The organism is Acidobacteriota bacterium (assembly GCA_020845575.1).
GTDB lineage: Bacteria > Acidobacteriota > Vicinamibacteria > Vicinamibacterales > Vicinamibacteraceae > Luteitalea.
The window spans coordinates 97,386-123,692 of sequence record JADLFL010000023.1 but is presented as its reverse complement, the minus strand read 5'-3'; the positions used below and the strand labels follow the sequence as shown (position 1 = coordinate 123,692).

The following is a 26,307-nucleotide window of genomic DNA, read 5'->3' as shown; positions in this document are numbered from 1 at the left end:
CTGTCCCGCGTGGGCTCGTCTCAGGCGCGACGGATCACCCGATTGGGGCGTCGCCAAGCGGTAAGGCACGGGACTTTGAATCCCGCATTCGAAGGTTCGAATCCTTCCGCCCCAGCCAATCCCTTTCGGGATGGGCCGGTCCGGAAGGCTTCCGGGCAGGCTGGCCGCGGAAGCGGCGATGGATGTAGTGCGTTTCCACGGACGGCGATGGCGCGATCGAACTTGAAGGTGTTCTCGGGCAGTGCCCACCCGGAACTGGCGCAGGAAATCTCCGAGTTCCTGTGCGTGGCGCCCGGGCAGGCGCGCCTGATGCGGTTTCCGGACACCGAGGTCTCGTTCCAGATCGACGAGAACATTCGCGGGACCGACGTGTTCATCGTGCAGCCGACGTCGCGGCCGGTGGACGCCAACATCATGGAACTGTGCGTGATGATCGACGCGTTCCGGCGCTCGTCGGCATCGCGCATCACGGCGGTGATGCCGTACTACGGCTACGCCCGGCAGGACCGCAAGGACAAGCCGCGCGTGCCGATCTCGGCCAAGCTGGTGGCCAACCTGCTGAGTGCGGCGGGTGCCCACCGCATCCTGACGATGGACCTGCACAAGGCCCAGATTCAGGGGTTCTTCGACATCCCGGTGGACCACCTGTTCGCGGCGCCGGTGATCATCGATTACCTGACGCGCCAGCGGTTCCCGAATGTCACGGTGGTGTCGCCTGACGCGGGAGGTGCGGAACGCGCCAGGGCCTACGCCAAGCGGATCGGCGCAGACCTGGCGATCATCGACAAGCGTCGCAGCTCTGAGACGGGAGCGGCCGAGGTGATGAACGTGATCGGTGACGTCCGCGGGCGCACGTGCGTGCTGCAGGACGACATCATCGACACGGCAGGCACGATCGTGAAGGCGGCGCAGGCGCTGCAGGCCAACGGCGCCGAACGCATCATCGCCTGTGCGGTACACGGCGTCCTGTCCGGTCCGGCCATCGAGCGGATCGAGCAGTCGCCCATCGAGAAGCTGGTGGTGACCAACACGATCCCGCAGGGCGAGGCGCTGCGGGGCTCGTCGAAAATCGAATGCCTGTCTGTGGCGCGGCTCCTGGGCCAGGCCATCCGCAGCATTCATGAAGAAACGTCGGTTTCTTCGCTGTTCGTATAGGCGCGTGAACCCCATGGTAGGTCTGCCGTCGCCCCCTGGCGTCGGCTCGACTGAGAGTAGGAGCTGAGTGTGGATACAACCCTCGATGCCGTTGTCCGCGAGTCGCGCGGCAAGAACGAAGCCCGTCGTCTGCGCGTGGCAGGCCGGATTCCCGCAGTGGTGTACGGTGGCGGCAAGGAGCCGCAGGCGGTCGCCGTCGATCCCAGGACCCTGTCCAAGCTGCTGCACTCGGAAGCAGGCCTGAACACGCTCATCGATCTCACGATCGCCGGCGCGGCGACCAAGGTCATCGTGAAGGAGTACCTGCTGCAGCCGGTCACGCACCAGTTGCTGCACGCGGACTTCTATCGCGTCGACCTCACGCGCAAGGTGCACGTGAAGGTCGCCGTCCGCCTGCACGGTGAGCCGCGCGGCGTGAAGGTGCAGGGCGGCGTGCTCGACTTCGTCCACCGCGACGTGGTGGTCGAGACCCTGCCGGCCGAGATCCCGGAGCACATCGACATCGACGTGGCGGGCATGATGATCGGCGACGGCGTGTACGTGCGCGACGTGGCGAAGGATCAGTCGTGGACGCCGGTGAGCCCGGCCGACATGCTGCTCGTGCACGTGGTGGCCGCACGCACGTCCACCGACGATGCCGCCGCCGCACCGGCCGAGCCCGAGGTCGCCAAGAAGGGCAAGCCGGAGGCCAAGGACAAGTAGGGCACCCGTGGGGCGTTGCGCGTGAAGCTGATCGTGGGGCTCGGCAATCCCGGCCCGAGGTACAGGGACACGCTTCACAACGTCGGCTTCATGGCGATGGACGTGTTGGCGGCACGGCATGGCGTGCGGTTCGAAGCCGCGCCGGCCGATGCGGTGATGGCACGGGCGAGAGGCACGGACGGCGGACTGCTGCTCGTCAAGCCGCTCACGTACATGAACCTCAGTGGCGGCGCCGTGGGCGACCTGCTGCGGTATTACAAGATCCCCGTCGAGGACCTGCTGGTGGTGCTCGACGAGGTGGCCCTGCCCGCCGGACAGTTGCGGGCACGGCCAGCCGGATCGGCGGGAGGCCACAACGGCCTGAAGTCGATCATCGGCGTGCTCGGGACGGAGCAGTTCGCCCGGCTCCGGATCGGGGTCGGGCGCGGGGATCCGCGCCGCGATCTCGCCGATCACGTCCTGTCCGCGATACCGCCCGACGTCCGGGCTGTCGTGGACGATGCGGTCGTGACGGCCGCTGATGCCGTCGAGTGCTTCGCACGCGACGGGATCGAGAAGACCATGCAGGTCTTCAACGCGCCACCAAAGGGGTGACGCGTCCTCCTTGCCCCGAGTCGAGGGGACGTTCAGGCCAGAAGGAGGCCGAATGGCAGCAGTGAAGCAGTACGAACTCGTTTACATCGCCTCGCCCGACGCGACAGAGGAGCAGCTCACCGAGCTGCAGGCGCTCGTCGAGGGCATCATCACGAAGGCGAACGGCACGATCGACAAGGCAGACGTGTGGGGCCGCCGGCGCCTCGCGTATCAGATCGGTCGCCACAAGGAAGGCCACTACGTCGTCCTGCTCTTCAGCAGCGAGGGCGAGCTCGTGAAGGAGCTCGATCGCCGCCTGAAGGTGAACGACGCGATCATCCGCCACCTCATCGTTCGCGTGGACGAGGAACTCCAGAAGGCCGCGCGCGCCAAGGCCCGTCGCGACGAGGAGACCCGCCGTCGCCGCGTGGCCCGCGGATTGCCGCCGGAGCCCACGCCCGAGGAACTGATGGCCAAGCAGGCGGCGCTCGACAACCAGGACGACGGGGAGATCTGAGTCATGAGTAGCGACAACCCGATGCAGGAAGAGCGCGGCGGCCGCGGTGGCCGCGGCGGCGGGCGCGGCGAGCGCAGCGGTGGCGGCGGTGGTGGACGGCGCGGCGGGTTCCGCCGCAAGCGCGTCTGCAAGTTCCGCACCGAGAAGATCGACTACGTCGACTACAAGGACGTGCGTCTCCTCTCGCAGTTCGTGCCCGAGCGCGGCAAGATCCAGCCGCGCCGACTGACGGGCACCAGCGCGAAGTACCAGCGCAAGCTGCAGGTTGCCATCAAGCGGGCGCGCTTCCTGGCGTTGCTCCCGTACGCCACTGACTAGGAAGGACGAGTGCGATGATCGAAGTGATCCTGAAGGAACACGTCGAGCACCTCGGTGAGCGTGGCGACGTGGTGAAGGTGGCGCCGGGCTACGCGCGCAACTACCTGTTGCCGCGCAAGCTCGCCCTGGCTGTCACGGCAGGCAACAAGAAGCAGATCGAGCACGAGAAGAAGGTGGCGGCGCTCAAGGCGGCCGAGGAGCGCGCGGTGGCCCAGGCGATCGCGACGCGCTTTGCGCAGACCGAGCTGTCGTTCACCCGTCGTGCAGGCGACAACGAGCACCTGTTCGGCTCGGTGACGTCGGCCGACATCGCCGAAGCACTGGCCGCGCAAGGGTTCGAAGTGGACCGCCGCCGCATCCAGCTCGCCGAGGCGATCAAGGCGGTTGGCGAGTACACCGTGCCGGTGCGCCTGCACCGCGAGGTGACGGCGCAGGTGAAGGTCGTGGTGGCCGCCGAAGGCGCGGCCGCTGCCGACGCGCCCGCAGAGGCGTAGTCGATTCCCCATCGAGCGCGGTCACGCAGTCGAGCCGAGTGCACACGAGAGCCCGCCACGCTGTCTGTGGCGGGCTTTCTGTTTTCACGACGTGCGCCTGAAACAGTCGCCGTCGATCGGGTAGTCTTGTACCCCCCCATGTCCGATCGCACGCTCCCGCACAACCTCGACGCCGAGCGTTCGGTGCTCGGCGCCATCCTGCTGCGCAACGACGCGATCAACGCGGCCGTGGAGGTCGTCAAGCCCGAAGACTTCTATCGCGAGGCGCACAAGCTCCTGCTGGAGCACATGATCCAGCTGAGCGAGCGCAACGTCGCCATCGACCTCGTGACGCTGACCGAATCGCTCGCGCGCGCCACCGCGCTCGAGACGGTAGGCGGCCCCGCCTACATCACGCGGCTCGTCGACGGCGTCCCGCGCACGACCAACGTCGAGCACTACGCGCAGATCGTCAAGGAGAAGGCCACGCTGCGTCGCCTCATCGAGGAGGCGACCCGCATCGCGGCGGAGGCCTACGATGCCGAGCGAGACGCCGGCGAGATCCTCGACGCGGCCGAGGCAGGGATCTTCAGCATCGCCGACGCGCGACTGAGCCAGGGGTTCACGCCGCTGTCGGCACTCGTCGACGAGACGCTCGACCGCGTCGAGAAGCTGCAGCAGTTCAAGAGTCTCGTCACGGGCGTGCCCACGGGCTTCTACGACCTGGACCACAAGACGTCGGGCATGCAGGCGGGCGACCTCGTGATCATCGCGGCGCGCCCGTCGATGGGCAAGACGTCGTTCGTGATCAACATCGCGCAGAACGCGGCCCTGGAGCACGGCAAGGTCGTCGGCGTGTTCAGCCTCGAGATGTCCAAGGAGCAGCTGTTCATGCGCATGCTCACGGGCGAGGCGCGCGTGGACGCCCAGCGCATCAGGCAGGGCATGCTCCTCGAACGTGATCTGCCCGCGATCGCCCAGGCGGCGGAGAAGCTGCAGGTCGCGCCGATCTACATCGACGACAGTGCGTCGATCGGCGTGCTCGAGATGCGCGCCAAGGCGAGGCGGCTCAAGGCCGAGCACGGCCGCCTCGACATGCTGATCATCGACTACGTACAGCTGATGCAGGGACGTGGCCGCTTCGAGAACCGTCAGCAGGAGCTGACGAGTATCTCGCGTTCCCTCAAGGCGCTCGCCAAGGAACTGGGAGTACCCGTCGTGATCCTGTCGCAGCTCTCGCGCGCGCCGGACTCACGGTCGGACCACAGGCCGCAGCTCTCGGACCTGCGCGAATCGGGCGCCCTCGAACAGGACGCCGACGTGGTGATGTTCATCTACCGCGAGGATCGCTACAAGGAGCCCGAGGCCGAGGAGACCGGCGAGGCCGAGATCATCATCGCCAAGCAGCGCAACGGCCCCGTGGGGACGGTCAAGCTCGCGTTCCTCAACGAATACACGCGCTTCGAGAACCTCGAACGCGGCGGCAGCGACTACTGACGTGCGGCATACGGTGGCGCGCGTCGACCTCGGTGCCCTGCGCGGCAACGTGCGCGCGATCCGCGGCATCCTGGAAGACGGTGCGCTCGCCTCGGGGCGCACTGCGCCTGGCATCATCGGCGTGGTCAAGGCCAACGCCTACGGGCACGGTGCCGTGCCCGTGGCGCGTGCGCTCGAGGACGAGGGCGTGGCGATGCTCGCGTGCGCCGACGTCGACGAGGGCATCACGCTGCGCGAAGGCGGTGTGCGCACACCGATCCTGATCTTCGGCGCACTCGGCGTCTCCGATCTGGACGGCATTTTCACGCACCGCCTCACGCCGACCATCTCGTCGCCGCGGGCCGGGCGGGCGTTGGCCGACGCGGCAGCGGCGCGCGACAGCGTGCTCGGCTGTCACGTGAAGATCGACACGGGCATGAATCGTCTCGGCCTGCGGCACGACAACCTGCGGCGCACGCTTCCGGCGATCCTCGGGGCATCGTCCCTGCGCGTCGACGCCCTGTACACGCACTTCGCGACGGCGGACGAACCCGAGAACGATCACCTCGCGCGTCAGCAGCAACACTTCAGCGAGGCGCGTGAGACGGCAGCGGCGCTCGGCCTGCGCACCACGCAGGCTCATGCCGCCAACAGCGCGGCGCTCCTGCGCGACGAGCGCGTGTGGCTCGACGCCGTGCGTCCGGGGCTGCTGCTCTACGGCGTGGTGCCGCCGCCGCTCATGTCCACGCTCGCGCTCGAACCCGTCCTCTCGCTGCACAGTCGCATCGTTGCCGTGAAGGGCGTGCGTGACGGGGAGTCGGCGGGGTACGGACAGGCGTATTACGCCGAGGGACCTCGCACGGTGGCCGTGGTGCCGGCGGGCTATGCCGATGGCGTCGACTGGCGTCTCGGCGGCCGTGGCGTTGTTCTCGTTCGCGGGCGACGCGTGCCGATCGTCGGCAGGGTGTCGATGGACATGCTGTCGATCGACGTGACGGGCATGGACGTGTCGCCTGGCGACGAGGTCGTTCTGCTCGGCCGCCAGGGCGACGAGCGCCTCGACGCGCGGGAAGTCGCCGCCACGATCGGCGCGATCCCGTGGGAGATCCTCTGCCGCCTCGGCGCGAGAATCGACCGCGAGTTCCAGCAGGCGTAGGGGCCGCCCTCCCAATGTGAGCTGCCGCACTTGCGCCTTCGCCCTTCGGGCTACGGCGGACAATCCGGCGGCTACACCTCGGAGAGCTCCTGTCATCAGTTCCGTATCGCGCGAGCCGTGGTGGCGGCGAGGACGAGGGCGCCGCCAATGCTGCCGAGGATGCCAGGCGTTTCGCCATGGACGAGAAACGTCCACAGCGGATTGAGCGCGGGTTCCAGGAGGAGCAGGAGCGACGCTTCGAGCGCGGACAGCGTCCGCACGCCGCGCGTCAGCAGGACGTAAGCCAGCGCGAGCTGGAAGCAGCCAAGGTACGCAATCACCGTCCAGTCGACGGCTGTCGCACCAACGACAGGGAAGGCGAGCGGGGCGCACAAGAGGAACGCAAAGACGTTGCCGTAGAACGTGGCGGTCATCGCGCCGTCCACTCCATACTCGCGCGTGAGGTGTCGCACGCTGGCGAGCACGATCGCCCACGTGACGCCGCTCGCCGCCCCGATGATGTTCCCGAGCACGGGATTCGGGGCCGTCGACGATGGCGTGACGGTGCCGGCAAACAGCAGCACGAGTCCCACGAACACGACGCCGAGGAACGGGATGTCGCGCGCGTGCACCGACTCTTTCAGCAGCCAGGGACCGAGCAGCACGAGATAGAGCGGTGCCGCCGCCTGCAGGAACACCGCGTGCGCCGACGTCGTGAGCTTGTTGGCCACGATGAAGCTGATGAACGTGACGGCGATGACCAGGCCGACACCGAGCGTCCGCCACGAGGCCCGCAGTGGCGCGCGCACCACGAGCAGCAGGAACAACGCCGCCACGGCGGACCTGAAACCCGCCACCTGCCACGACGACAATGTCGTCGTCTTGACCACCACGCCGGCGGTCGAGAACAACATCGCCGCCAGCAGCACCTGTACGCGCCCGCTCATCCATACAAGCGTATCCGCAGATGCAGGACGACAGGATGGCGGACACAGGACAGGGGATGAAGGGCGGAGGATGTGGAGCCGCATGTGATTGAATGTCCTCCATGTCTCGTTCTTCATCGCGGCACGCGTGATCGCGCGCGGCCCGGTGTACCCGATGAGAACCGGATCGAGGAGATCGATATGTCGATACTGCGAACGATCGTGATGACCGCCGCCTGTCTTGGCGCCGCCGGCCCGCTGATGGCGCAATCGGTACCCGACGTGAAACTACCGCCGTCGCCGGCGGGCCAGGCGGCCATCCAGGTGGGTGGGACGTGGACGAAGACAGACAACGGGCCGCGCTACGAGGGCGGCAAGTGGATGGTCGTCGACTACAGTCGTCCGCTGCTGCGGGGGCGCAAGGACATCTTCGGCAGTGGCGCCACCTACGGTGAAGCGGTGCGCGACGGATCGCCGATATGGCGTGCCGGTGCGAACGCGACGACCACGCTCACGACGCAGACCCCGATCGTCGTCGGCGGCAAGGCACTCGGCCCTGGCGTCTACAACGTGTTCGTCGATCTGAAGGCGGGCGAGTGGACGCTGATTGTCAACAACCAGCCGCGCCAGCCGAAGTACGACCCGAACGACAAGGTCAACCTGTACGGCACGTACAACTACGACGCGAAGTTCGATGTGGCGCGCGTCAGGATGGTGCTCGACGTCGCGAGTGCGTCGAAGCCTCCTGTCGAACAGTTCACCATCGGCTTCGTTCCCGTGAGTGCGTCGAGCGTGCTGCTCCGGATGGAGTGGGATCACACGGTGGCCACCGCACCCATCGAGATCGGAAAGTAGGGAATCGCCCTGCTGACGGTCGTGGTCGTCAGCGGGGCGCCGTTGCTTCGACGTAGAGGCTGTACACCGACTGCGAGGCGACCATGAACAATCGGTTACCCTTCCGGCCGCCGAAGCACAGGTTGCCGCAGATCTCGGGCAGATCGATCTGTCCGATCGCCGTGCCGTCCGGCGCGATCACGCGCACGCCGTCGTAGCCCGCGCCCGCCCAGCCGGCGGCGGCCCACACGTTGCCATCCATGTCGCAGCGGATGCCGTCGGCGCCGCCCTTCCCCATGTCGTGGAACAGCCGGCCCGCTCCCAGCGTCGTCCCGCCCACGACGTCGAACACGTGGATGCCACGGGGACGACCCGGCGCGGGATTCTCGGTGTCTGCGACGTACAGCTTCGAGTAGTCGGGCGAGAAGCAGAGGCCGTTGGGCCGCCGCAGAGCGTCGGTCACGCGCGTCACCGCCCTGGTGGCCGGATCCAACCGGTACACCCGCGTCGGCAGCTTCTGCTCTTCCTTCAATCCTTCGTACAAGGAGAGGATGCCGTAGCCGGGATCGGTGAAACACAGCGATCCGTCCGGGTGCGAGACGATGTCGTTGGGGGAGTTGAGGGGCTGTCCATCCACGCGCTCGACGAGCGTGGTGATGCTGCCGTCGAGCTCCGTGCGCGTCACGCGACGCCGCTCGCAGGTGACGAGCCGCCCCTGCGTGTCGCGCGTGTGTCCGTTGCAGTTGTTGGCCGGCTGACGGAACACGCTCACCTCGCCTGTCTCCTCCGTCCAGCGCATGATGCGGTCGTTCGGGATGTCGCTCCACAGCAGGCAGCGCATGTCGCCGAACCACACGGGCCCCTCCGCCCAGCGACAGCCCGTGTACAGTCGTTCGATGGCCGCGTTGCCGGCGCGATACTTGTCGAATCGCGGGTCGAGTGATCGCACGGCGGGATCGGGATACCGCACGATGGCCGGCGCCTGCGACGCGGACGTCGTCCGTGCCGACGCAGACCGACCACTCACGACACCCGCCGCAACGGACAACGACAGAAACGCACGACGGTTCACGAAGCCTCCTGGGAGTGGTGAAACTGTAACACCGGCTCGGAACCGTGGTTTCCCTTTCCCGCAAGCCGCAAGCCGCAAGCCATGAGCCGCAAGCCGCCCACGTCAGGTACCATCCCCGTCATGGCCGGTCTCGCGTTCGAACATCTCGCTGTCAACGTCTCCGATCCCGCGGCGGTTGCCGCCTGGTACGTCGATCACCTCGGCATGACCATCGTCCGCCGCGGCGATCCCCCCGTGTCGATGCACTTCCTCGCCGATGCCGGACGCCGCGCGATGATCGAGCTCTATTCGAACGCGTCGGCGCCAACGGACATCTATCGCGATCTGCACCCGGCGCAGCTGCACCTGGCGTTCACGTCGGCGGACCCCGATGCCGACACCGACAGGCTCGTGGCCGCCGGCGCCACGCTCATCGAGCACCTGCACAACCCCGACGGCTCGCACCTGACCATGCTCCGCGACCCGTGGGGGCTGCCCATCCAGCTCGCCAAGCGCGCCACTCCGATGCTGTGAGCCCCACTCGTGAGCCATGAGCCCCATTGAAACCGTGTCGTTCCGGATGCAACTGCACGCCGGCCAGGCGGAGGAATATCGTCGCCGGCACGAGGCGATCTGGCCCGAGCTGGTCGAGCAGCTGAGGTCCGCCGGCGTGATCGACTACCGGATCTTCCTCGACGAGTCCTCGCTCGCGCTCATCGCTGTCATGACACGACGTACCGATCACACGCTCGACGACGTGCGGAAGCATCCCGTCATGAAGCGGTGGTGGGCGATGATGGCCGACATCATGGACACCAACCCGGATCAGTCGCCGCAGACGTTCCCGCTGCGGGAGGTCTTCCGTCTCACCGATTCGTTGTAGACCGTCGTGTCGCGGGCCTGGCAATGGCCGGGCCCGGCTACCTGTTGCCGCAGTGGGTAGGGCCGGCTCCCCAAGCCAGGCCCCTTGTACACAGAGGTGATGGCGGAGGTCCGACGACTACGGGAGTCGAGGGTCGAAGACCACCTTGATGCCGCGGGCCTGGCGCAACTCCGCGAACACGCGCGCCCACTCGCGCAGCGGCACCACCGACGACACGAGCGGCTCGAGGACGACACGGCGCGTCTCGACGAAGCGCAGCGCCCGCTGCCACGACGCGGGCGTCGACGCGAAGCCCGATGACATGGTGAGCTCCTTGCGGAACACCTGATCGAGCGGCACGCACACGTCTTTGCCGAACACGCCCACCTGCACGTACCGCGCGCGCCTGCCGGCGGCATCGAGGCACGCGATCGCGCCGCCGGCCGCACCGGAGCATTCGATGACCACGTCAGCCCCCGCCTCCGTGGCGTGCGCCGTGCGCAGGCCGAGCGCGCGCGCCGCGTCGAGCCGCTGGTCATCCTGCGGCAGGCCAACGACGAGCACGTCGCCGCCGAGGGCCCGCGCCACCTGCGCGGCAAGCAGGCCCACGGGCCCTGGCCCCGTGACGAGCACGCGGTCGCCCGCCGTCACGACAGGGGGGGCGCAGAGGCAATGGCACACGCAGGCGAGCGGCTCGACGAGCACCGCGGCGTGCGGGTCGAGCCACTCGGGAATCCTGTGCAGGTTGATGGCCGGCACGACGAGCCGCGGCGCGAACGCGCCGTCGACCAACGATCCAATCGAACGTCTGTCGGGACACAGGTTGGTTCGGCCGTCGCGGCACCACCGGCACGTTCCGCACGTGGAGAAGTACGTCTCGGAGACGACCGTCGCGCCGAGCCACGCCGGCTCCACTCCGTCGCCGACGCTGATCACGGTGCCCGCCACTTCATGTCCCATCGTCACCGGCGGCCGCGTCGGGAACTCGCCGGCCTCGATGTGCAGGTCGGTGCCGCAGATGCCCGCACCGTGGACCTCGATGAGTACCTCACCGGCCGCGGGCTCGCGCTCCTCGCGCTCCGCGAGGCCCACGTGTCCGGCGCCCGGTGCGAGCTTGGTCAGGCCCTCCATGATCGGAACGCGATCAGGCGGATCGTGCGGCCGTCTGACGCCGGACCAGCGGCACCCGGGGATCGGGCGCCGGCCACGCACTGCGCAGGTGCGCGTACCGCGGATCGTCGGGGGCGGCCATGGACCGGAAGCTGCCCGCGAGCGTGTTCAGGTAGTACGCGTCGTACCCGTAAGCGGCCACGAACGGATGGTAGCCGTCGCGCACGAGCACGAGGTCGCCGTTCGCGACGGTCACCACCTCGTCGCGCCTGCCGTCAGCCGTGTAGAGCCGCTGGATCCCGAAGGCGTCTGGATCGGCGAACCTGTAGTAGTAGGTCTCCTCGAGGTCGGCCTCCACCGGCGGATTGTGCTCATCGTGCTTGTGCGGAGGGAAGCTGGACCAGTTGCCGGCCGGCGTATAGACCTCGCACACCAGCAGGCGATCGGCCGGCGCAGACGGCGGAAGGATGTCGATGATCTGGCGCGTCGCGTTGCCACCACCGCGGATCTCGAGGCCGCAGTCTTCCGGCCTGATGACGCGCGCCGGATACTGCTCGGTGGTAGGCGACTGGCACACGGCGATCTCGACGCTCCGCGTCGCGCGGATCTCGTAGGCCGTCCCCGGTGGCAGGTACACCGCGTGCGGGTAGTCGCTGAAGACGTCGCGTCGCGGCCCGAGTCGCACGGCGCGCGTTCGGCCTGTCCAGGTGACGGAGGCCAGGCCGGAGAGCAGCACCAGGCATACCTCGTGACGGCCAGTCCGGCGCTGCAACGCCTCGCCTCTGGCGATCTGATGGACGGCGAAACCCACGCGCTCCCAGCCCGCGCGCTTCGGCGTGACGGACACCTGCGTGCCGGACGTGTCCTTCGCGATCGCGCGTGAACGCAGCAGGATTCGTGTGTCGGTCATTCGGTCTGCTCCTCTACGGGTTCGGCGCGTCGGCGCCGGCATCCCTGGTCACCAGGGCGATCGCGACGCGTTGCTCGGCGGGCAGCGTCTCGCCCTTCAGCAGTCTGGCGGCGCTCTCGACGGCCACGCGTCCCATGTCGCGTGGTGATTGCGCCACCGATGCCACCATGCGGCCCGCCTCGATGGCCTTCCGTGCATCGTCCAGCGCGTCGAAGCCGATGATGCGGACCTGGCCCGTGCGGCCGGCCGCGGCCACGGCTTCGACGGCGCCCAGGGCCATGAGGTCGTTGCACGCAAACAGGGCGTCGATGCCCGGATGCGCCTGCAGCATGTTCTGGGCGACGGAGAATCCCTGATCGCGCTCCCAGTTGGCCGGCTGGCTGGCGACGACGGTCATGCCCGACGCCTGCTGGATGGCATCGCGGAACCCGCGCAGGCGCGCGTCGCCCGTCTCATGTCCGGGAATCCCCTCGAGGATCGCGACGCGGGCCGTGCCGCCCGTCTCCCGCACGAGGAACTCTCCGGCGAGCTTGCCGCCTTCGTAGTTGTCGGATCCGATGAACGACTCGAGGCGCAGGTTGCTGCTCTGCACCATCGCGGCGTCCACGCGGGTGTCCACGACGATCACCGGCACGCCCGCCGCGTTCGCCTTCGCGATGGCCGGTGCGATCTCCTTCGAGCCGCTCGGCGTGACGATGAGCGCGCGGATGCCCGTCTGCAGCAGGTTCTCGATGATCTGCATCTGCTTTTCGACGTCAATCTCGCGCTCGGCCGCCTGCACCACCACGCGTACGCCAGCCGCTGTGGCCGCCTCCTCTGCGCCGCGTTGCATGTCGAGGAAGAACGGGTGGTTGAGCGTCTTCATGACGAACGCCACCCGTGGCGCCTGACCGTCGTTCCCGCTCTCGCGATTGCACCCGGCCGCGAGGCCGAGTACCGCCAGCGCAACGACGAGCGTGTGTGTGAAGCGTGTCATGACCTCGATCCTCTCCGGCCTACTGGCGCCGCCGCTTGAACCACGTATCCATGAACACGGCACCGATGATCACGGCACCGATGACGACCTGCTGGAAGAACGATGACACATTGAGCAGGTTCAGGCCGTTCCGCAGCACGCCCATGATGAGCGCGCCGGTGAGCACCCCGACCACCGAGCCTTCGCCGCCGGTGAGGCTCACGCCGCCAATCACCGCGGCCGCGATCGCATCGAGCTCGTACATGATGCCCGCCGTGGGCTGCGCCGAGTTGAGGCGCGCCGTCAGCAGGACGGCTGCCGCGCCGCTCATGAGTCCGGCCACGCCGTACGCGCACGTCTTGTGGAAGCGCACCGCGACGCCCGACAGGCGCGCGGCTTCCTCGTTGCCGCCGATGGCGAACGTCGCACGGCCGAACACGGTGCGCGACAGCACCGCGTGCGCGATGGCGTAGATCGCGATCATGACGAACACCGGCGCAGGCACGCCCGCGACGCGACTGGTCGCCAGCATGCGGAACCCCTCGTCGAACCCCGACACCGGACGGCCCTCGGCCAGCATCAGGGCGACGCCGCGCGCCACGCTCATCATGCCGAGCGTGGCGATGAAGGGCGGCAGGCGTCCCCAGCTCACCAGCGCACCGTTGATCGTGCCGCAGGCGGTACCGACAACGAGTCCCAGCGCGATCGCCGCGGGCATCGGCATGCCTGCGGCCAGGGCGTTGCCGAGCACGATGCCCGAGAGCGCGAGCACCGATCCGACGGAGAGGTCGATGCCGCCCGATACGATCACGAACGTCATGCCGACGGCGACGATCGCGTTGATGGCCGTCTGATCGAGGACGTTGAGCAGGTTGGAAACGGTGAGGAAGTGCGGCGTCAGGATCCACAGGCCCACGCAGAGCGCGACAAGCCCCGCCACCGTACCGACCTGCCGCCCGCGATGCCGCAGCAGTTCCGCGAAACGCCCGGTCACGACGCCATCCCGAACGCCGCGCCGAGCACGCGCGCTTCAGTGGCGTCGGCGCCCTCCAGTTCGGCCTGCACCGCGCCGCCGCGCATCACGAGCACACGATCACTCATCCCGAGCAGTTCCGACATGTCCGACGACACCATGATGATGCCGGCGCCTTGTTCCACGAGTCCGTTCATCAGCAGATAGATCTCCTGTCGTGCAGCCACGTCGATGCCGCGCGTCGGCTCATCGAAGATGAAGATGCCGGCACCGGCCGCGAGCCACTTCGCCAGCACCACCTTCTGCTGGTTGCCGCCACTGAGGTTGACCACGAGTTGGTCGCGTCCGGGCGTCCTGATGCGCAGACGCGCGATCGCGTCGTCGGCTTCGTTGCGCTCACGCCCCGTGTCGAGGAGACCCGCACGCGACAACTGCCGCAGGTGCGACAGCGCGATGTTGTGCTGGACCGGCAGCTTCAGCACCAGCCCCTGGCGCTTGCGATCCTCGGGCAGGAATCCGATCCCGGCGTCGACGCCGTGGCGGGGCGTGGTCATCCTCGTCTCGGTGCCCCTGATGGTGATGGTGCCGCCGGCGACGGGTTCCGCACCGGCGATCGCCCGCACGAGCCGCGAGCGGCCGGCTCCGACCAGTCCTGCGATCCCCAGGATCTCTCCGGCGTACAGCCCGAACGAGACGTGCTTGATCGCACCGCCGTGCAGGTCGTCCACCCGCAGGAGTTCGGCGCCCCGCGCGTGCGACCGCGCGGGGTAGTGGGCGCTGACGTCGCGGTTCGCCATCAGGCGCACGAGTTCAGGTTCCGTGACGTCGGTGATGGGCCGCGTGGTCACCACACGCCCATCACGCATGACAGTGACGCGGTGCCCGATGCGGAAGAGTTCGGCCATGCGGTGCGAGATGTACACCACGGCCACGCCGTCCGTCGTCAGCCGGCCGATGGCGTCGAAGAGGCTGTTCACCTCCCTGTCGCTCAGCGCCGCCGTCGGTTCGTCCCTGATGACGATGCGCGCGCAGGCGGCGAGGGCCCTGGCGATCTCCACCATCTGCTGTTGCGCGAGACGCAGGCTGCCGGCGGGCGCGTCGGGATCGATCGACGTGCCGAGGCTCTCGAGCACGCGGCGCGTATCGGCGCGCATGCGCTCGAAGTCGACCATGCCGAACCCGCGTCGCGGGGCGTGACCGAGGAAGACGTTCTCGGCCACGCTCAGGTGCGGGACGAGGCTCAGTTCCTGGTAGATGGCGCGGATGCCGTGACGCTGTGCCTTGATGGGGTCGCTCACGTCGATGGCCGTGCCCGTCAGCAGGACCTCACCCGTGTCGCACGTGGTCGCACCGCTCAGCACCTTCATGAGCGTCGACTTGCCGGCGCCGTTCTCGCCGAGCAGGACGTGGACCTCGCCGGCGCGCAGGTCCAGTGACACATCGTCAAGCGCCACCACGCCCGGATATCGCTTGCCGATGCCGCGCATCTGCAGCAGCGGCGGCCGGCCGGGGGAGGCCTCTGACAAATCGCTTCGCTCGCTCACCGTTGCATCCCGATCAGTGAGACGCGAGTCGGGAGGTTCGCGTCGTCCCGGTGGGGGGTGACGATAGCCAGGCGGCGGAGCACTGAACGGAGAGGCATCGAATGCGGCATTGGATCCCCGACCTCGAAGTCTGGTGGTGTGTTTTCGGGTCCAGAGTATAGCAAGGCGCGCCCTGAGGACCTGCGCGCACCCCCATGGGCGCGGGCCGAGGCGCGCAGGAGACCGGTGAGAGCGGAGACGGCGGAGGGCCCGACGCCTTGGCGTCAGCGGGCTGGCGAAGCGCTTTGCCAGCGGCCCCATCGTCTCTGCTACACTCGTGCGCGTGATCGACCATCGAGGGGCCGCCGACGCTACGATGTGCCGATCGGAGCTGCTGCGACAACGGTAGACACGCCGCTCCTTCATGGGAGACAGCCGAGTGCACACCACGAGACGCCTCACGATGGCCCAGGCGCTGGTCGAGTTCCTGGCGCACCAATACACCAGCCTCGACGGCGAGGAACAACAGTTCTTCGGCGGCGTCTTCGCCATCTTCGGCCACGGCAACGTGGCCGGCGTCGGACAGGCGCTCTTGCAGGCCGGGGATCGGATCCAGTGCCTCGTCCCGCGCAACGAGCAGGCCATGGTGCACACCGCGGTCGGCTACGCGAAGATGGCCAACCGCCGGCGCGCGCTGGCATGTACGACATCCATCGGCCCCGGCGCGACCAACATGGTGACCGGCGCCGCGGTGGCGACGATCAACAGGCTCCCGGTGCTGCTGCTGCCCGGCGACATCTTCGCCTCGCGCGGCCCGGCGCCCGTCCTGCAACAGCTCGAATCGTCGGCGTCGCAGGACGTCTCGGTGAACGACTGCTTCAGGCCGGTCTCGCGCTACTGGGACCGCATCAACAGACCCGAACAACTGATCACGGCGCTGCCCGAAGCGCTGCGCGTCCTCACGTCGCCGTCGGAGACGGGCGCCGTCACGCTGTGCCTCCCGCAGGACGTGCAGGCCGAGGCGTACGACTATCCGGAGGAGCTGTTCCGCCGGCGCGTCTGGACGATCGCGCGGCCGCGCCCCGATCGGACGCGCCTGGCCGACGCCGCGTCGCTGCTGCGCACCGCGCGCACGCCGGTGATCGTGGCCGGCGGCGGCGCGATCTACAGCGAGGCCACCGGCACGCTGCAACGCTTCGCCGAAGCCACGGGCATCGCCGTCGTCGAGACGATGGCCGGCAAGGGTGCGCTGTCGTTCGATCATCCGCAGGCGCTCGGCGCCGTGGGGGTGACGGGCACGCCCGGTGCGAATCGCCTGGCGCGCGAGGCAGACGTCGTGGTGGTCGTCGGATCGCGTCTCAGCGACTTCACCACCGCGTCGAAGACGGCGTTCCAGCATCCCGACGTGCGGTTCATCGCGGTGAACATCACCGAGTTCGATGCCGGCAAGCACCAGGCGCTGCCGCTCGTGGGCGACGCGAAGGCCGTGCTCGAGGAGTGGCTGCCGCTCATGGAGGGCTGGCACACCTCGCCGGCGTACGACGCGCGCGTGACAGGCGAGAAGGCGGCATGGGACGCCGAGGTCGAGCGCGTCTATCGCACGCCCCACGAGCCGACGATCAGCCAGGCCGAAGTGATCGGCATCCTCGACGACCTGGTCGGCCCGCGCGACGTCATCGTGAACGCGGCAGGCAGCCTTCCCGGCGACCTGCACAAGCTCTGGCGCGCACGCGATCCGAAGCAGTACCACCTCGAATACGGCTATTCGTGCATGGGCTACGAGATCGCGGCGGGTCTCGGCGTGAAGATCGCCGCACCCGATCGCGAGGTCTACGTGCTCGTGGGCGACGGGTCGTACCTGATGATGGCGCAGGAGATCGCCACGGCCATCCAGGAAGGCATCCGGCTGACGGTGCTCATCCTCGACAACCACGGCTTTGCGAGCATCGGCGGGTTGTCGCGATCTGTCGGGTGCGCGGGCTTCGGCACCGAGTATCGCTACCGCGATGCGGAGACGGGACAACTCGGTGGCGCGGTGTTGCCGGTGGACCTCGCGGCCAACGCCGAGTCGCTTGGCGCGCACGTGATCCGCGCGTCGACGCCCGCCGCCATCCGCGACGCTCTCGCTGCGGCTCGTGAGGCCGATCGCACGACGGCCATCGTCATTCCCGTGGATCGCTATGCGCAAGTCGGTGGTTACGAGTCGTGGTGGGACGTGCCGGTGGCCGAGGTCTCGACCATCGAGGCGGTGCAGCGCGCGCGCCAGGCCTACGAGCGCGCGAAAGTGGCCGAGCGCCGGTACCTGTGAATGACGCAAGGCGTGGCACACGGAGAGTGATTGCATGATCGCCCAGGGGACGTTGTTGAACTACGTGGGAGGGCAGTGGCAGCGCGCCGCTGTCGCCGACACGCTGCCGGTCCACAACCCGGCGACGGGAGAAGTGCTCGCCTCGGCGCCGCTCAGTGCGGCCGCCGACGTGGCCGCGGCCGTGAGCGCCGCGGAAGCCGCGCAGGACGAGTGGCGGCGCACCCCGCCCGGCCAGCGCATCCAGCCGCTCTTCCGGTTGAAGGCGCTGCTCGACGAACACGTCGGCGAGATCGCCCGTCTCGTCACCGAGGAGTGCGGCAAGACGCTGGCCGAAGCCGAGGGGGAACTCCGGCGCGGGATCGAGAACGTGGAAGTGGCGTCGGGCATCCCGTCGATGATGCTCGGCTCCAACCTCGAGGACATCGCGCACGGCATCGACTCGATGATGATCCGCCAGCCTGTCGGCGTCGTGGGCATCATCACCCCGTTCAACTTCCCGGGCATGATTCCGCTGTGGTTCCTCCCGTACGCGGTGGCCTGCGGCAACACCCTGGTGTTGAAGCCCTCGGAGAAGACGCCCCGCACGATGGCCCGCGTGTTCGAGTTGATCGAGGCAGCCGGGTTCCCGCCGGGCGTGGCGAACCTCGTGCACGGCGGCAAGGACGCGGTGGACGGCATCCTGGATCATCCGAGCGTGCGCGCGATCTCGTTCGTGGGATCGACGGGCGTCGCCCGCTATGTCTATGCGCGCGCCGCGGCCAACGGCAAGCGCGCGCAGTGCCAGGGCGGCGCGAAGAACCCGATCGTGATCCTCCCCGACGCCGACATGGACACGACCACGCGCATCGCCGCGGACTCGGCGTTCGGCTGCGCGGGCCAGCGGTGCCTCGCGGCATCGGTGGCGATCACGGTGGGCGAGGCCGCCGAGGCGTTCACCGAGCGCATCGCCGACGCGGCCGCGTCGCGCAAGGTCGGTAACGGCCTCGACCGCGCCGTGGAGATGGGGCCGGTGATCTCGCCCGAGAGCCGCGCGCGCATCGAGTCGCTCATCGCACGCGGCGTGGCCGAAGGCGCGCGCACCGTCGTGGACGGACGTGGCGCGGCGGTGCCGGGCGGCGAACACGGCAACTTCCTGCGACCCACGGTGCTCGCCGGCGTCGCCCCTGCAAGCGATCTCGCACGCACCGAGATCTTCGGGCCCGTGCTGAGCGTCACGCGCGTCGATTCGGTGGACGAGGCCATCCGTCTCGTGAACCAGTCGGCCTACGGCAACATGGCGTGCGTGTTCACCACGAGCGGCGCATCGGCACGGCAGTTCCGTCACGAGGTGCGCGCCGGCAACGTCGGCGTGAACATCGGCGTGGCCGCACCGATGGCCTACTTCCCGTTCTCGGGCTGGAAGGAGAGCTTCTTCGGCGACCTGCACGCCCAGGGAGCCGACGCGATCGACTTCTTCACGGAGAAGAAGGTGGTCGTCGAGCGCTGGCCCTCGACGTGGAGCCGGAAGTTCTGACCTGTGACCTTTCCCCGAGCCCTGAGCCCGTCATGATCCGTGTCGCAAACGCCCCCTGTTCATGGGGAGTCCTGGAGTTCGAGTCGAAGGCGGCCAGCCCTGGCTACACGCAGGTGCTGGACGAGATCGCGGCGTCCGGCTATGTCGGCACCGAGCTGGGCGACTGGGGCTTCATGCCGACGGTCCCCGGCGTGCTGCGCGACGAGCTCGCGCGACGCGACCTCTCGATGCTTGGTGCGTTCGTGACGACCAGGCTCGCCGATCCGTCGTCGTTCGACGAGAGCGAGCGGAACGCCGTGCGCACGGCGCGGCTGCTCGCCGACGTCGATGCCGGTGCAAGGCCGGTGATCGTCCTGTCGGACGAGCCGACGGCGAGCCCGGAGCGCACGCGCAAGGCGGGACGGATCGAGGCCGGCGACGGGCTGTCCGACGCGCAGTGGGACGCAGCGGCGAGCGGCGTGGAGCGCATCGCGCGCGCCGTGCGCGAGCAGACGGGCCTGCGCACCGTGCTCCACCACCACGCGGCCACGTACGTGGAGACGCCCGACGAGATCGCCACGCTGCTCGATCGCACAGATCCGGCGCTCGTGGGGCTGTGCCTCGATTCGGGCCATGCCGTCTACGGCGGTGGCTCGCCACTGGATTTGCTGGCGCGCAACGCGGCGCGCGTGTGGCACGTGCACTTCAAGGATTGCGAGCCTGCCGTCGCGGCGCAGGCGCGCCATGAGGCGTGGGACTACCAGACCGCGCTCCGTCACGGACTGTTCTGCGAACTCGGTCGCGGGTCCGTCGACTTCGCCGCGCTGCTCCAGGCGCTCGTCGCCGGCGGCTACGACGGCTGGATCGTGGTGGAGCAGGACGTCCTGCCGTCCATGGGGGCGCCGCTCGAGAGCGCGCGCCGCAACCGCGAGTACCTGAGAAGCATCGCGCTCTGAGGCGCGAGGATGCCTTGCCGAGGCGTCAGTGAGAAGCGAGGACACCGGTGTCGAAGACGAGCACAGCGAGATTGAATGTCGGGCTGGTCGGATTGGGGCGTCTGGGACGCGCCTACGCGAAGTACCTTGCCGCGCATCTTGACAGCGCGCGCCTTGTCGGGGTGGCCGACGTCGACGCCGGTGCCGTTGACGCCGTCGCGCGGGCGTTCGACGTGCCGCTCGCGGTCACCGACCCTGCCGCGCTGATCGACGATCCGTCAGTGGACGCGGTGGTCATCGCCAGTCCCACCAGTACGCACGGCGACATCACGCGCATCGCCGCGCACGCGGGCAAGCCGACCTTCTGCGAGAAGCCGCCGGCCATCGACCTGGCGAGCGCCGTCGCGATGCAACAGGTGGTCGCCGACTCGGGCATCTTCTTCCAGCTCGGATTCATGCGGCGGTTCGATCCCGGCTATGCGGCGGCCAAGGCGCGGCTCGAGTCCGGCGACATGGGCGACGCCGTGGTCTTCCGTTCCTCCTCGCGCGACCAGTCGCGGCCGTCGGTGGAGTATGCCAACCCGGCGATGAGCGGCGGGATGATCATCGACATGGGCATCCACGACTTCGACCTCGCGCGCTGGTTCATGGGCGACGTGGCGACGGTGCAGACCAGGGGCGGCGTCCTGGTCTATCCGGAGCTCGGCGAAGTGGGCGACATCGACAACGCCGTGGTCACCATGACGTTCAGGAACGGCCGGCTGGGCGTGATCGACCTCACGCGTCACGGCGTCTACGGCTACGACATCGTCACCGAGCTGCTCTGCACGAAGGGCACGCTGCGTGTGGGCTACCAGCAGGAGACACCGCTGCTGGTGATGACCAAGGGCGCGATCACGACCGATACGGTGCCGGGCTTCCTCGAGCGCTTCCGCCACGCCTACGTCGCGCAACTCGAGAACTTCGTCGACAACGTGCTCGACGATCGGGAGCCGCCGATCACGGCGGCCGACGGCACCGAGGCGTTGCGCGTGGCTGTCGCCGCCACGAAGGCCCGCGAGCGCGGCCAGCGCGTGGACGTGGCGGCCATCACCAACGATGGCACCATCGCCTCGTGAGCAGATGATGACGTGAGTGCGCGGCGAAGAGCCCTGATCGTCTGACGATCAGGGCCGCGGCGCGGGCGTCACCACGTCGCGCACCTGCGCTTCGAGCTGATGGCACGCCTCCATGAACTGCCGGAGCGTGCGCAGCGTGGGCGCGAACGTGTCGAACTCCTCTGCGGTGAGGCCGTCCTCGTCGTAGGCGCGCCTGAAGTCCTCGAACTTCGTGTAGAGCGTGTGCATGATGGCGGGATCGACGGGCGTGTCGATGCGCGGCACGACAGGCACGTCGCTCGCGTTGTAGCGGCGCTGCCACTTCGCCGGCGGCGAGATGACCACGTCGCCGCCGATGAACTCGCTCCAGTGCATGTGGTTCCGGAACGCGGCCGAGAGCAGCCGCAGCCGATAGCCGCGCTCCCGGTAGAGACGATAGGCCTTCTTGAACACGGCCACGCCGGCCCACTCGAGGTGTCCGGGGTCGACGGTCACGTCGCGCGCATCGGCCACGGCCTTCAGCCAGTCGTCGAGGCGGCCGACCATGAGCGTGCACACCGGGCCCATCGTGCTGATGTCGTGGCCGGACTGCTCGCGGCGGGCGAGACCACGCTCCACCGCTTCGGCAACCGCCACGGCCTGCGGCAGCGCGAAGGAGACGGTGGCGTTGATGCTCACGCCGCGGGCCGTCACTTCCTCCATGGCCTCGATGCCGGCGCGCGTGGCCGGCAGCTTCACGATCATGTTCGGGGCGAGCGTGTCGAAGTGCAGCGCCTGCTCCACGAGGGCCTGCGCGTCGCGGTAGAGGCGCGGGTCGGTCTGGATCGACAGCCGGCCGTTCCTGCCCCCGTATGCCTCGAACACGGGACGCAGGAGGGCGGCGCGCGTCGCGCTGATCTCCTCGACGAGCCGCCACGCGATGTCCTGTTCCGTGGCGGCCGGCATCTCCGCGGCCAGCGCGGCGATCCGCGGCGTCCACGTGTCGATCTCCGCCTTCAGCACCTCGAGGACGATGACGGGGTTGCACGTGGCGCCGACGGCGCCGTGGGCCATCGAGTACCGCAGGTCCGCTTCGCCGCAGGAGTCGTTCCAGAGGCAGGTCGGACCGGCGTCGGTCATCTGCTGCAACGGGCTCCTGGCGGCGCCGGGGACGGACGCTCCGGCGGTGGGGGCACTGACTGGGCTCTGCATGGTCGTGGTGGCGAAGCGCTTAGTTCACGAGGCCGCCGCAGACGCCACGCAGCCCATGGCCGCCCAGGGATGTCCGCTCGCGGGCCTGAGGTTCGCCGGAGTATGGGATCACGCGAATCGCCTTGTCAAGCACGCGACGGCGCGGGTCGGGCCGGCAGCCATCGCGGTGGCTGCCGGCGGGAGGGGGCGCCCGCGTCATGTCGCTGTAGCGCTTCGCCCGTGACCATCCGCGATGCGCATGCCATGCGGGCGGGTCCGACGGTGAAGCGCTTCAATCACGGCGCCTTGACAGTCGAGATGGCTGTATGTTTCATTGAAGCCGTCGCGCCGAAATTTCCTTGAATAAGGGCTCTCGGCCGCACTGTCGGTCCTGCCGATGAAGCGCTTAGCTGGCAGGCCGGTGCTGGACGTCGACGTCATCACCGCGGCAACAGAGAGGGAATGGCCATGTCTATACGTCTCCAACGTGCCCTGCTGCACGTGTTCCTGCTGTGCTGGCTCGTGCCGGCGCATGCGCTCGCGCAATTCGACAGCGCGACGGTCCTCGGTTTCATCAGCGACCAGTCCGGAGCGGCGATGCCCGGCGTCACGGTCACGCTCGCCAACCCGGCGACGGGCATCACGACGACGGCCGTCACGGACGATCGCGGGCAGTACCAGTTCCTCAACGTGCGCGTGGGCACCTACACGCTGCGCGCCGAACTCGAGGGCTTCACCACGGCCGTGGCCGACGCGTTCACCGTCACGGTGAACGCCCGCCAGCGCGTGGACCTGGCCATGACCGTGGGCGGCATCGGTGAGACGGTGCACGTGAGCGGCGCGGCCCGCCTGCTCGAGAGCGAGTCGAGCGACCGCGGCACGGTCATCACGCGCGAGCAGATCGTCAACCTGCCGCTCAACGGTCGTGCGTATGCCGACCTGGCGCTCCTCAGCCCCGGCGTCCGCAAGTCGTCCATCTCGAACTCGCGCGACGCGTCGTTCAACGTCAACGGCCTGCGCAGCGCGCTCAACAACTTCATCCTCGACGGCGTCGACAACAATTCGTACGGCACCAGCAACCAGGGCTTCTCGAACCAGGTCGTCCAGGTGTCGCCCGACGCGGTGGAGGAGTTCAAGGTCCAGACCAACAACTTCAGCGCGGAGTTCGGCCGCGCGGGCGGCGCGGTGATCAACGCCACGTTCCGCAGCGGCACCAACCAGTTCCGCGGCGCGGCGTGGGAGTTCAACCGCAACACGAAGCTGAACGCCACAGGCTTCTTCAAGCCCTCGTCGGGCGTGAAGCCCGAGATGAACCGCAACCAGTTCGGCGGCGTGTTCGGCGGGCCGATCCTTCGCGATCGGGCGTTCTTCTTCTTCAACTACGAGGGGTTCCGCGAGGTCTCCAAGCAGCTCACCTTCGCGAGCATCCCGACGCTGGCACAGCGGCAGGGGAACCTCGGCGTGCCGATCCGCAATCCCATCACCGGCGAGGTCTACGCCGACGGCGTGATCCCGCAGTCGGCCATCACCGATTTCGCCAAGCAGGTCCTGGCGGGCCTGCCCGCACCGACGCGAGCCGGCAACTCGAACAACATCGACTCGATGCCGCGGCGCGAGGACTTCAATGACAAGTTCGACATCAAGTTCGACCAGAAACTGAACGCGGCGACCACGACGTTCTTCCGCTTCAGCCACCGCAAGGTGAACAACTTCGAACCCGGGTCGATCCCGGGCGACATCGGGTCGCCGGCCAACAACTTCGTCGAGGTGCTGAACCAGCAGTACGCGGGCGGCCTCACGCGCACGCTCTCGAACAACTCGCTGCTCGAACTGCGCGTCGGTGTGTCGCGGACCGAGGCGGGCAAGTCGGCGCTCGGCACCGGCGGTCCCAACATGCTGCAGGCGTACGGCATCACCGGCCTGCCCACTGACACGTACTTCGCGGGCGGCCTCACGCAGCAATCGGTGAACGGCTGGACTGCATGGGGGCGGCAGAGCAGCAACCCGCAGTTCCAGAATCCGCTCGTGTGGGACGTGCGCCTGAACTACTCGTGGATCAAGGGCGCGCACACGCTCAAGACGGGCTACGAGTATCAGCGCATCAACACCGACGTGGACGACGTGCACCCGAAATACGGGGCGGATTCGTACTCGGGGCAGTTCAGCCGGCCGGCGGGTGCCGCAGCCAACGCACCGATCTACAACCTGGCCGACTTCATGTTCGGCGCGCGCAGCTCGTATGACCTGGTCAACCCGTTCGTCTTCCAGTTGCGCCAGCGCATGCACTTCGGCTACATCCAGGACGACTGGAAGGCCGCGCCCAACCTGACGATCAACATGGGCCTCCGCTACGAGTTCGGCACCCCGCAGTGGGAAGAGAACAACTACCTGAGCAACTTCGATCCGGACACGCGGACGATCCTGCGCGCCAGCGACGGCTCGATCTACGACCGCTCGCTCGTGAACCCCGATCGCAACAACTTCGCCCCGCGCGTGGGCATGGCTTACAGTCTCACGCCGCGCACGGTGCTGCGCTCGGCGTACGGCGTGAGCTACATCCACTTCAACAGGCTCGGCGGCGAGAACCTGCTGTCGTTCAACGGCCCGCACGTGGTGCCGGCGTCGATCGCGCAGCAGCCGTCGCAGGGCCTCTGCTCGGGCAATCAGGCGCCGACCTCCTGCTTCCGGACGACGCAGATGGGCTACCCGGCAGGCATCAACGACGAGGGGAACTTCAATCCGCTCAACGGCCGCGTGAACCACATCCCGAAGGATCTGCGCACGGGCTACGTCCAGAGCTGGCACGTCACGCTGCAGCGTGAACTGCTCTCGAACCTCATGGTCGACATCGCCTACATCGCCAACAAGAGCGACAAGCTGATGATCCTGGCCGACATGAACCAGGCGCGACCGAACGGTCCAGACGAGAACACGCTGCTCCAGTTGCGCCGGCCCATCCAGGGCTATCAGTTCATCCAGTCGGCGTTCGACGGCGGACGTGCCGACTATCGTGCGCTCCAGGTGAAGGTGGAGCGTCGCTGGTCGGACGGCCTCTATCTCCTCAACTCGTTCACCTGGTCGCGCGCCCGTGACAACGCGTCTGGGCACCTCGAGACGGCCAACGGCGACAACAGCCGCGTCAACTACGCCAACATCGCGGGCGAGTTCGGCACCTCGGGCTACAACCAGCCGCTCAACAACACGACGTCGGTGGTCTGGGAACTGCCGTTCGGCGCCGGCCGTCGCTGGGGCACAGACATGCATCCCCTCGCCGACGCCATCGTCGGCGGCTGGCGCATCACGGCGATCAACCTGATCAGCAGCGGCTTGCCCGTCAACCTGACCTACTCGCCGTCGGCGCAGTTCTCGGTGAGCGGCACGCCGACGTACAGGCCGAACATCTCGGGCGAGATCTACGCCTCGGATCCGACGATCGACAACTGGTTCAACCGCGACAACATCACCATCCCGACCGACCGCACGCAGCCGTTCGGCAACGCGCCGCGCAACGCCGCGCGCGGCCCGAAGATCTGGTCGCTCGATCTCGGCCTGCACAAGGGCTTCGGTCTCGGCATGGGACAGAGCCGGCTCGAGGTGCGCATCGAGGCGTTCAACGTCCTCAACCGCGCCAACTTCGGCGCGCCGAACGGCAACCGCTCGTCGGCTGACTTCGGCACGATCCGATCGCTGTCGACCACGCCGCGTCAGATTCAGCTCGGCGCGCGAATCAGCTTCTGACGGCACAGGGCAAAGGGGAGGGGCGCGTATCGCCCCTCCCTGTCAGGCGGGCTGTTAGAATCGCGCCCCGGAAA

Annotated in this window: 24 protein-coding genes and 1 tRNA gene; 17 read left to right on the top strand and 8 right to left on the bottom strand. The window is 68.3% G+C overall.

What is annotated here, in order from left to right:
• The first annotated feature begins 43 nt into the window (after positions 1–43).
• The 9 genes from IT182_07065 to alr all read left to right on the top strand — a co-directional run bounded on the left by IT182_07065 (position 44) and on the right by alr (position 6,370).
• Positions 44–118: transfer RNA gene (locus IT182_07065), tRNA-Gln, on the top strand.
• A gap of 89 nt (positions 119–207) precedes the next feature.
• Complete coding sequence (locus IT182_07060; protein MCC6163093.1) at positions 208–1,155, top strand: ribose-phosphate pyrophosphokinase; 948 nt, start codon at positions 208–210, stop codon at positions 1,153–1,155.
• Between the two features lie 63 nt (positions 1,156–1,218).
• A complete protein-coding gene (locus tag IT182_07055) occupies positions 1,219–1,857 on the top strand; it encodes a 50S ribosomal protein L25 (protein ID MCC6163092.1) in 639 nt (212 codons plus the stop codon).
• 21 nt (positions 1,858–1,878) lie between these two features.
• A complete protein-coding gene (locus IT182_07050) occupies positions 1,879–2,451 on the top strand; it encodes an aminoacyl-tRNA hydrolase (protein ID MCC6163091.1) in 573 nt (190 codons plus the stop codon).
• 52 nt (positions 2,452–2,503) lie between these two features.
• Complete coding sequence (rpsF, locus tag IT182_07045) at positions 2,504–2,947, top strand: 30S ribosomal protein S6 (GenBank protein MCC6163090.1); 444 nt, start codon at positions 2,504–2,506, stop codon at positions 2,945–2,947.
• A gap of 3 nt (positions 2,948–2,950) precedes the next feature.
• Positions 2,951–3,265, top strand: coding sequence for a 30S ribosomal protein S18 (locus IT182_07040; GenBank protein ID MCC6163089.1), 315 nt, complete (start codon positions 2,951–2,953; stop codon positions 3,263–3,265).
• Positions 3,266–3,282: 17 nt separating this feature from the next.
• Positions 3,283–3,759: a 50S ribosomal protein L9 gene (locus IT182_07035; GenBank protein ID MCC6163088.1), complete on the top strand. Its 477-nt coding sequence runs from the start codon at positions 3,283–3,285 to the stop codon at positions 3,757–3,759.
• A gap of 138 nt (positions 3,760–3,897) precedes the next feature.
• Positions 3,898–5,235, top strand: coding sequence for a replicative DNA helicase (gene dnaB, locus IT182_07030; GenBank protein ID MCC6163087.1), 1,338 nt, complete (start codon positions 3,898–3,900; stop codon positions 5,233–5,235).
• 1 nt (position 5,236) lies between these two features.
• Positions 5,237–6,370 carry an alanine racemase gene (gene alr / locus IT182_07025; protein MCC6163086.1) on the top strand — a complete coding sequence of 378 codons (1,134 nt, stop codon included), beginning with the start codon at positions 5,237–5,239 and terminating at the stop codon, positions 6,368–6,370.
• A 95-nt stretch (positions 6,371–6,465) separates the two neighbouring features.
• Here alr and IT182_07020 read toward each other — a convergent pair whose 3' ends face one another.
• Complete coding sequence (locus IT182_07020) at positions 6,466–7,296, bottom strand: EamA family transporter (protein ID MCC6163085.1); 831 nt, start codon at positions 7,294–7,296, stop codon at positions 6,466–6,468.
• A gap of 180 nt (positions 7,297–7,476) precedes the next feature.
• On the opposite strand from IT182_07020, the gene IT182_07015 reads away from it, so the two are divergent.
• The gene (locus tag IT182_07015) at positions 7,477–8,130 is read left to right on the top strand and encodes a DUF2911 domain-containing protein (protein ID MCC6163084.1); all 654 of its coding nucleotides are present in this window, start codon (positions 7,477–7,479) and stop codon (positions 8,128–8,130) included.
• Positions 8,131–8,158: 28 nt separating this feature from the next.
• Here IT182_07015 and IT182_07010 read toward each other — a convergent pair whose 3' ends face one another.
• On the bottom strand, positions 8,159–9,136 hold the full coding sequence (locus IT182_07010; GenBank protein MCC6163083.1) for an SMP-30/gluconolactonase/LRE family protein: 978 nt from the start codon (positions 9,134–9,136) through the stop codon (positions 8,159–8,161).
• A gap of 165 nt (positions 9,137–9,301) precedes the next feature.
• On the opposite strand from IT182_07010, the gene IT182_07005 reads away from it, so the two are divergent.
• Positions 9,302–9,694, top strand: a complete 393-nt coding sequence (locus IT182_07005) for a VOC family protein (protein MCC6163082.1) — start codon at positions 9,302–9,304, stop codon at positions 9,692–9,694.
• A gap of 25 nt (positions 9,695–9,719) precedes the next feature.
• A complete protein-coding gene (locus IT182_07000; protein MCC6163081.1) occupies positions 9,720–10,043 on the top strand; it encodes an L-rhamnose mutarotase in 324 nt (107 codons plus the stop codon).
• Between the two features lie 117 nt (positions 10,044–10,160).
• On the opposite strand, the gene IT182_06995 is transcribed toward IT182_07000, so the two are convergent.
• From IT182_06995 to IT182_06975, 5 genes are read right to left on the bottom strand one after another with little or no spacing between them, the layout of a single operon-like run.
• Positions 10,161–11,153, bottom strand: coding sequence for an alcohol dehydrogenase catalytic domain-containing protein (locus IT182_06995; GenBank protein MCC6163080.1), 993 nt, complete (start codon positions 11,151–11,153; stop codon positions 10,161–10,163).
• Positions 11,154–11,166: 13 nt separating this feature from the next.
• Positions 11,167–12,042 carry a 5-deoxy-glucuronate isomerase gene (gene iolB / locus IT182_06990; protein ID MCC6163079.1) on the bottom strand — a complete coding sequence of 292 codons (876 nt, stop codon included), beginning with the start codon at positions 12,040–12,042 and terminating at the stop codon, positions 11,167–11,169.
• 13 nt (positions 12,043–12,055) lie between these two features.
• Positions 12,056–13,018 (bottom strand): substrate-binding domain-containing protein, encoded by a 963-nt coding sequence (locus tag IT182_06985; protein MCC6163078.1) that lies wholly within the window; start codon positions 13,016–13,018, stop codon positions 12,056–12,058.
• Positions 13,019–13,037: 19 nt separating this feature from the next.
• Positions 13,038–13,970 carry an ABC transporter permease gene (locus tag IT182_06980; protein ID MCC6163077.1) on the bottom strand — a complete coding sequence of 311 codons (933 nt, stop codon included), beginning with the start codon at positions 13,968–13,970 and terminating at the stop codon, positions 13,038–13,040.
• Between the two features lie 17 nt (positions 13,971–13,987).
• Entirely contained in the window at positions 13,988–15,457 is a 1,470-nt protein-coding gene (locus IT182_06975; GenBank protein MCC6163076.1) for a sugar ABC transporter ATP-binding protein, read from the bottom strand.
• A gap of 499 nt (positions 15,458–15,956) precedes the next feature.
• Between IT182_06975 and iolD the strand changes: the two genes are divergently transcribed.
• From iolD to IT182_06955, 4 genes are read left to right on the top strand one after another with little or no spacing between them, the layout of a single operon-like run.
• Positions 15,957–17,801, top strand: coding sequence for a 3D-(3,5/4)-trihydroxycyclohexane-1,2-dione acylhydrolase (decyclizing) (gene iolD / locus IT182_06970; GenBank protein MCC6163075.1), 1,845 nt, complete (start codon positions 15,957–15,959; stop codon positions 17,799–17,801).
• A gap of 34 nt (positions 17,802–17,835) precedes the next feature.
• Entirely contained in the window at positions 17,836–19,314 is a 1,479-nt protein-coding gene (locus IT182_06965; GenBank protein ID MCC6163074.1) for a CoA-acylating methylmalonate-semialdehyde dehydrogenase, read from the top strand.
• A gap of 32 nt (positions 19,315–19,346) precedes the next feature.
• Positions 19,347–20,249 carry a TIM barrel protein gene (locus tag IT182_06960; GenBank protein MCC6163073.1) on the top strand — a complete coding sequence of 301 codons (903 nt, stop codon included), beginning with the start codon at positions 19,347–19,349 and terminating at the stop codon, positions 20,247–20,249.
• Between the two features lie 47 nt (positions 20,250–20,296).
• Positions 20,297–21,346, top strand: coding sequence for a Gfo/Idh/MocA family oxidoreductase (locus IT182_06955; protein MCC6163072.1), 1,050 nt, complete (start codon positions 20,297–20,299; stop codon positions 21,344–21,346).
• 48 nt (positions 21,347–21,394) lie between these two features.
• Here the strand turns inward: IT182_06955 and IT182_06950 are convergent, their stop codons facing one another.
• Positions 21,395–22,516: a transaldolase gene (locus IT182_06950; protein MCC6163071.1), complete on the bottom strand. Its 1,122-nt coding sequence runs from the start codon at positions 22,514–22,516 to the stop codon at positions 21,395–21,397.
• A 441-nt stretch (positions 22,517–22,957) separates the two neighbouring features.
• Here IT182_06950 and IT182_06945 point away from each other — a divergent pair, with 441 nt between their 5' ends.
• A complete protein-coding gene (locus IT182_06945; GenBank protein ID MCC6163070.1) occupies positions 22,958–26,233 on the top strand; it encodes a TonB-dependent receptor in 3,276 nt (1,091 codons plus the stop codon).
• The last annotated feature ends 74 nt before the right edge of the window (positions 26,234–26,307 follow it).

Bases quoted from the DNA above. Each gene is read 5' to 3' on its own strand.
- IT182_07060 (MCC6163093.1), top strand. From the start codon at position 208: ATGGCGCGATCGAACTTGAAGGTGTTCTCGGGCAGTGCCCACCCGGAA.
- rpsF (MCC6163090.1), top strand. From the start codon at position 2,504: ATGGCAGCAGTGAAGCAGTACGAACTCGTTTACATCGCCTCGCCCGAC.
- IT182_07040 (MCC6163089.1), top strand. From the start codon at position 2,951: ATGAGTAGCGACAACCCGATGCAGGAAGAGCGCGGCGGCCGCGGTGGC.
- dnaB (MCC6163087.1), top strand. From the start codon at position 3,898: ATGTCCGATCGCACGCTCCCGCACAACCTCGACGCCGAGCGTTCGGTG.
- IT182_07020 (MCC6163085.1), bottom strand. From the start codon at position 7,296: ATGAGCGGGCGCGTACAGGTGCTGCTGGCGGCGATGTTGTTCTCGACC.
- IT182_07015 (MCC6163084.1), top strand. From the start codon at position 7,477: ATGTCGATACTGCGAACGATCGTGATGACCGCCGCCTGTCTTGGCGCC.
- IT182_07005 (MCC6163082.1), top strand. From the start codon at position 9,302: ATGGCCGGTCTCGCGTTCGAACATCTCGCTGTCAACGTCTCCGATCCC.
- IT182_06995 (MCC6163080.1), bottom strand. From the start codon at position 11,153: ATGGAGGGCCTGACCAAGCTCGCACCGGGCGCCGGACACGTGGGCCTC.
- iolB (MCC6163079.1), bottom strand. From the start codon at position 12,042: ATGACCGACACACGAATCCTGCTGCGTTCACGCGCGATCGCGAAGGAC.
- IT182_06985 (MCC6163078.1), bottom strand. From the start codon at position 13,018: ATGACACGCTTCACACACACGCTCGTCGTTGCGCTGGCGGTACTCGGC.
- IT182_06975 (MCC6163076.1), bottom strand. From the start codon at position 15,457: ATGCGCGGCATCGGCAAGCGATATCCGGGCGTGGTGGCGCTTGACGAT.
- iolD (MCC6163075.1), top strand. From the start codon at position 15,957: ATGGCCCAGGCGCTGGTCGAGTTCCTGGCGCACCAATACACCAGCCTC.
- IT182_06965 (MCC6163074.1), top strand. From the start codon at position 17,836: ATGATCGCCCAGGGGACGTTGTTGAACTACGTGGGAGGGCAGTGGCAG.
- IT182_06960 (MCC6163073.1), top strand. From the start codon at position 19,347: ATGATCCGTGTCGCAAACGCCCCCTGTTCATGGGGAGTCCTGGAGTTC.
- IT182_06950 (MCC6163071.1), bottom strand. From the start codon at position 22,516: ATGCAGAGCCCAGTCAGTGCCCCCACCGCCGGAGCGTCCGTCCCCGGC.
- IT182_06945 (MCC6163070.1), top strand. From the start codon at position 22,958: ATGGCCATGTCTATACGTCTCCAACGTGCCCTGCTGCACGTGTTCCTG.